Source organism: Mycobacterium sp., from assembly GCF_052144515.1.
Taxonomy (GTDB): domain Bacteria; phylum Actinomycetota; class Actinomycetes; order Mycobacteriales; family Mycobacteriaceae; genus Mycobacterium.
The window spans coordinates 1-5,279 of the sequence record NZ_JBKQQD010000487.1; the positions used below are offsets into that span (position 1 = coordinate 1).

Annotated in this window: 7 protein-coding genes; 4 read left to right on the top strand and 3 right to left on the bottom strand. The window is 63.1% G+C overall.

Going from position 1 to position 5,279, the window contains the following annotated elements:
* Positions 1 to 184: 184 nt before the first annotated feature.
* On the top strand, positions 185 to 370 hold the full coding sequence (locus tag ACLP9N_RS32895; protein ID WP_442411310.1) for a hypothetical protein: 186 nt from the start codon (positions 185 to 187) through the stop codon (positions 368 to 370).
* A 155-nt stretch (positions 371 to 525) separates the two neighbouring features.
* Positions 526 to 993: a Fic family protein gene (locus ACLP9N_RS32900; RefSeq protein ID WP_442411311.1), complete on the top strand. Its 468-nt coding sequence runs from the start codon at positions 526 to 528 to the stop codon at positions 991 to 993.
* A 167-nt stretch (positions 994 to 1,160) separates the two neighbouring features.
* Here ACLP9N_RS32900 and ACLP9N_RS32905 read toward each other — a convergent pair whose 3' ends face one another.
* Complete coding sequence (locus ACLP9N_RS32905) at positions 1,161 to 1,481, bottom strand: hypothetical protein (RefSeq protein WP_442411312.1); 321 nt, start codon at positions 1,479 to 1,481, stop codon at positions 1,161 to 1,163.
* Between the two features lie 262 nt (positions 1,482 to 1,743).
* Positions 1,744 to 2,637, bottom strand: a complete 894-nt coding sequence (locus ACLP9N_RS32910; RefSeq protein ID WP_442411313.1) for a winged helix-turn-helix transcriptional regulator — start codon at positions 2,635 to 2,637, stop codon at positions 1,744 to 1,746.
* Between the two features lie 86 nt (positions 2,638 to 2,723).
* Here ACLP9N_RS32910 and ACLP9N_RS32915 point away from each other — a divergent pair, with 86 nt between their 5' ends.
* A complete protein-coding gene (locus ACLP9N_RS32915; RefSeq protein WP_442411314.1) occupies positions 2,724 to 3,557 on the top strand; it encodes an enoyl-CoA hydratase/isomerase family protein in 834 nt (277 codons plus the stop codon).
* Positions 3,558 to 3,768: 211 nt separating this feature from the next.
* On the opposite strand, the gene ACLP9N_RS32920 is transcribed toward ACLP9N_RS32915, so the two are convergent.
* Positions 3,769 to 4,886 (bottom strand): IS3 family transposase gene (locus tag ACLP9N_RS32920; RefSeq protein ID WP_442411315.1). Its coding sequence is split into 2 segments (ribosomal slippage): positions 3,769 to 4,619 and positions 4,619 to 4,886, totalling 1,119 coding nucleotides; the frame shifts between segments, so codons are not numbered across the junction.
* Between the two features lie 56 nt (positions 4,887 to 4,942).
* Here ACLP9N_RS32920 and ACLP9N_RS32925 point away from each other — a divergent pair.
* Positions 4,943 to 5,173 (top strand): type II toxin-antitoxin system RelE/ParE family toxin, encoded by a 231-nt coding sequence (locus ACLP9N_RS32925; RefSeq protein ID WP_442411316.1) that lies wholly within the window; start codon positions 4,943 to 4,945, stop codon positions 5,171 to 5,173.
* The last annotated feature ends 106 nt before the right edge of the window (positions 5,174 to 5,279 follow it).

Consider the following 5,279-nt stretch of genomic DNA (forward strand, 5'->3'; position numbering starts at 1 on the left):
GTGGTGATCTCCGCGCGAGACGTCATCGACAACCCACTTCCCATGCCTCACGACAGTCACCATTTCGCGGGCATTCTTACGTGAGGCACCGAAGGCGTTTCGCGGGCAGTTTCCATGAGTCAAGCCGTTCACTGGCAGCACTACTTCGTGCACCGGTAGCATGACTTGCCGAGGAGGTGGCACCGTGAAGCGCCAAATGCCGAAGACGGCTGCCAAGAAGGTCGTCGTCAAGAAGGCGGCCGTCAAGAAGGCCGTCGCCCGGGCCACCAAGGCATCCGCCAAGCTCGAGAACCGCGAGGTTCCTGCCGGCTACGTCCGTCCGGCTGCGGTCGCGCGCTATATCGCGTCACGGCAAATGCCTAATCGCTAATGTCGCTGACGCCCTGCTACGGCGAAACTCCACTCCCGCATGATGAACTCAGCGCTCTCCTCGACGAGGTCGTCGAGATCCTTGACAAACCCATCACGCGGGCTGCGGTCTACGACCTTGAATAGGGCTTCCAGAACCGAGCGTCCGATGTACTGATGCCTGCGGCGATCGAGGGCTCCTTACCACTCGATGAGCTACTTAGCGACCATTTTGTGCGTGGTCTTCACGCCCGGCTCTACGGCGCTATCTGGGTCTGGGGCGGCCGGTGGAGAAGAACCGAAGTCAACATCGGTGTCGCACCCGAGCGGATCGCCGTCGAACTGCGCAACGCACTTGAAAACATCGCCTACCGATGGGAACACACGGACGATTGGACTGCTCGCGAACTCGGAATCACCGCGCATGCCGAGACAGTTCGGATCCATCCATTTAGGGATGGAAATGGGCGCACCACACGTCTTCTCGCTGATCTGGTGTTTGCCGCCACCCAGGACCCCACAGAGTGGCAGTACGACTGGAATGTCGGAAAGCAGCGCTACATCGAACTGCTCCGTGCCTTCGACGTTCACCGAGACGCCAGCGAGCTTGCCGCTTTCATCGGAGTACAAGCGATCGAGTCCTGAGCGTCAAGAATTCGTGCGCCGGACGGGGGCCCTCACGTCTGCCCGATTTGTGGGGCGACGCTGTCGTCCCCGCCCGACTCACCAAGCCCGGACCCCGGAACTCACCCGACACTTAGCGAACCCCTAATTAACCTCTCGCCAACATCGTCACACCTTTTGTGCGCAGGTTAGGCAATCATGACTCCGGTGTCCTGGGTGGCGAGGTGTCGCACGGCCACCGCTTGTTCGGGCCTGAGCTCCGTTGCACAGGTGAATTCATGGTCAGTCCCGGTGACGCGGCAGTCGTTGATGCGCATCGTGCTCCCGGCGGATTCGACGAGGGTTGTCAACAGCGACAACAACCCGCGCGGCAAAATGAGGTCTTCCTCGACGGTTTCGTCGTAACTGCGCAGAAATCGCGGCGTGTCCCAAGTGCTTCGGCGGGCCCGTTGCCGGGCGTCGAACTCCGGTTTCGGGATCGATGCCGCGTGCTTGACTGCCGAGATCATTGCGGGCGCGATCCAGATCACTGGAAACCAATGCCCAATGTGGGAGCTGTGACTGGACCCCTTGAATTGGTCCACAGCAAAACGAGAGTCGGTACTTGTGGATTCGGTCGCAGCATAGCCGGTTTGGCCGGGGGGCTGAATCCCCACGTGACCGGCGAATGCCCGGACTGGGGTTGTGGTGCAACCAATGCGACGGTCGCCGGTCATCGTTGCCCTGTCGGCCAAACCGTCCATCCGCGTGCTGCCAAGTGGCTCGCTTGGCCTAAACCCCGATCTCCAGTTCGCATAGAAGGATTGGTGTCCCACATCGTGAACAGGTCGGGACGGCCCGCAGGCGGTGTGCGCATGTGGTGTGGGTGAGGGCGATTGGTGGCCTGCCGTTGGACAGCCAACGGTCTCCCCACATCAACATCGCCAGGGCCACCGGGTAGAGGTCGAGACCTTTGTCGGTGAGGTGGTAGCCGCGACGGTCGTCGGCGGAACGGTTGGTGAGTACGCCAAGGTCGGTGAGCCTGGCCAGCCTCTGGGACAGGATGTTGGAGGCGATGGCGAGCCGGTTCTGGAATGCGTCGAAGCGGTGGGTGCCAAAGAAGCACTCCTGGATGATCAGCGAACTCCACTGTTCGCCGATCACCTGGAGGGTGCGCGCGATGGAGCACGGTCGCTGGCGTTCTAGGAGGTTGAGGCCCGGCATGCGGGTCCGGGTTGGCTGTCCTTTGGGGCGGTGCGCGGGTTGCGGCACACGGTCAAAGGTGACCTCGCGTGCGGCTACTGGTTTGCCGCAGTGATCGCAGGACATATCGGTGTGCATCTTCGCGCCGCAGGTGAGGTGCTTGACCATTACGGGTGGCTGGTTGCTGTCGCCGCACCACCGATCCCCCCAATGCATCGCGGTCAGCAGGGAGCCGAGGAAGTCGTTGCCCTGTTCGGTTGGCAGGTAATCGGCCCCATCGCGGCGCAGTAGCTGAGACGCGACGAGCTTGTCGAGGCGCGCGGCAAGGGTGGACCGGGCGATGCCAAGGCGGTTCTGGAACTCGTCGAAGCGCGTCACCCCACTGAAGAGGGCCTCTCGCAGCACGAGCCACGACCACGCATCACCCACGGCTGCCACGGTGCGGAATACCGAGCAGTCCCGCTGTAGGCGACCCTCCGGCATCCGTCCAGTCTACGGGTTACTTGCGTAACGAGACTAATTATGTGAGTCTCGCTATGCAAGTTTCAAACGAGTTGAGAGGCAGCACGATGACCCAGCCGTATAAGGACCTGATTCTCGACCGTGCCGGCGCGGTCACCACCATCACCCTCAACCGGCCTGACGTGCACAACGCCCTGGACCGGGCGTTGTCCGCCGAACTGAACAGGGCGGTGCGGGAAATCCGGGACGACCGGCAGTGCCGGGTGGTCATCCTGCGCGGGGCCAGGGAAACCTTCTGCGCGGGCGACGACATCACCGAGTTCAACACCTGGACCGTCGACGACCCGTACTGGCAGGTCCGCAAATACCAGGAGACCGTGCAGATTCTGGAGGACCTTAACCCGGTCACCATCGCGGCGGTCGACGGCGTCTGCACTGGCGGCGGCCTGGAGCTGACCCTGGTGTGCGACTTCGTCATCGCCACCGACCGCTCCCGCTGGGGCATGCCCGAGATCGACTGGGACATCACTCCCGGCTGGGGAGGCACGTCACGGCTGGCCCGATTCGTCGGGCGGCGCAAGGCCAAGGAGTGGAACCTGCTCGGCGCGCTGTTCGACGCGAGGACTGCTGAACGCTATGACCTGATCAACCGAATCTGTGGCCCTGGGGACCTTGATGGCGAGGTTGCTCGGCTCACCGAGGTAGTACTGGCTAAAAACCCAGCCACGCTGCGGCGCACCAAGTTCATCCTCAACCACGGAGCCGACCTTCATATCTCTGGAGCACTCGCTTTTGAGGTGCCGATCATGCCCTTCCCTATCGACGGACTTGACTCGTCCACCCCGCTCAACAAAGTGACTCAGGGCATCAGCGACTTCACCAACAAGAAGGCGCGGGAAGACCGCCGGAAGCTTTCCAAAAACTTCTGGCAGGACCGCTAACGACCCGAAACCGAACCTCCTGAGTCCACCGCCACCTTGCCGACGACCTGCCTGCCAGGCGGCGGTGTTCGAGCGGCAGCAAAGCTCTGGATGCCCGTAACGAGGTTCCTGAAAGCGCCCGCGCCGCCGTTGCTGCAGCTCATCGCCCCACTACACCGACCACAGTAAGCCCCGGTATCGCACTATGCGTGACCAGCCCAGCCCCACAGATTCACCGGTGTCTGCAGGCCGCCGCGTACTGAGCAGGGGTCTGATAGTTCAGGGAGGAATGGCGCCGATGATGGTTGTACTGGTGTTTCCAGTCGCCGATCACCACGCGGGCGTGCTCGAGTGACCAGAAGCTGGTGATGTTGAGGCACTCGTCACGCAGACGGGCGTTGAACGACTCGACGTACCCGTTTTTCCACGGCTCACCCGGCGGGATGAAGCACAACCCGACCCGGTCCGCCGCCCACTGCGCCATTGCGCCACAGGCCAATTCGGGGCCGTTGTCACAGCGCAGCACCGCCGAATAGGCCCCACGCTCGGCGGCGATCCGGTCCAGCTCAGCAAGGAGATTTTCGGCGGTGATGCTGCGCTCCACCAGCCCGCCCAAACATTCGCGGGTGTGCTCATCGACAATCGAGACGATCTTGACCGGGCGCCCGTCGGTGGTCACGTCGAACTGGAAATCCACCGCCCACACCTCATCCGGGGCATCCGCGCATACCACCGCCTCTGCGGTGGAGCTGCCGTGGCGTTTGCGGCGGCGGCGCTGCGGCACCCGCAACCCCTCCTCGCGCCAGAGTCGTTGCACCTTCTTGTGATTGACGATCCAGCCTTCGCCGCGAGCGTCGTGATAGGCCGGGCGGAACCCCCGCCGCGGATGATCCCGCGCATACCCGCGCAGCCACTCCCGCAGCGCCGCATCCGGATCCGCCGGCGTGGTTGACACCGGGTGATGGCGTTGGGTGGTGCGGTGTTGCCCGGTCACCCGGCAGGCCAACCGCTCGCTGACCCCCAGCACCCGCTGGAGATGCCACACGGCGGCCCGCCGGCGCTGCGGGCTCAGAAGTTTCCCCGCGCGAGCTCCTTGAGCGCGGCCTTCTCCAACTCCGCCTCGGCCAACAACCGCTTGAGGGTGGCGTTCTCCCGCTCCAGGGTCTTCAGCCGTCTGGCGTCCTCGGCTTTCAACCCGCCGTACTGGTTGCGCCAGCGGTGATAAGTCGCCTCGGAGACCTTCAACTCCCGACACACCGCCGCGGTGTCCTTGCCCTCAGCCGACAGCCGATCGGCCGTCATCAGCATCCGCACTACCTGCTCAGGGCTGTGCCGCTTCCTCGTCGCCATGATTCTTTACGAGCCTTCCTGCCCACCAACGCGGGCCGCCAAGACTCTCATAAACCGTGGACCAACCAACCGGGGTCAGACCAGCTGGATGCCGGGAAATCCGGATCAGCACCGGGGACGGTATCTTCCGGGTGTTTTACGTGACTCAGTTCGGAGATGAGATTTATGTCCTGCACTGCTTCACCAAGAAGACGCAGAAGACCTCGAAGAAGGATATCGACACCGGAGAGCGTCGGTACAAAGAAGCTAAACGCATGCACGAACAGCGGAAGGGGAGAACACCATGAGCGTATGGGATGACATCGCCGACAGCCGCGAGGAAGCCGAGAACCTCAAACTGCGGGCCGCGCTGATTCGCGCTATCCGGGATCGGATCGACGGGGCCGGCTGGTC

What these genes read in the sequence shown, in the direction of transcription:
- ACLP9N_RS32900 (WP_442411311.1), top strand. Translation starts at nt 526, where the DNA reads ATGCCTGCGGCGATCGAGGGCTCCTTACCACTCGATGAGCTACTTAGC.
- ACLP9N_RS32905 (WP_442411312.1), bottom strand. Translation starts at nt 1,481, where the DNA reads ATGATCTCGGCAGTCAAGCACGCGGCATCGATCCCGAAACCGGAGTTC.
- ACLP9N_RS32910 (WP_442411313.1), bottom strand. Translation starts at nt 2,637, where the DNA reads ATGCCGGAGGGTCGCCTACAGCGGGACTGCTCGGTATTCCGCACCGTG.
- ACLP9N_RS32915 (WP_442411314.1), top strand. Translation starts at nt 2,724, where the DNA reads ATGACCCAGCCGTATAAGGACCTGATTCTCGACCGTGCCGGCGCGGTC.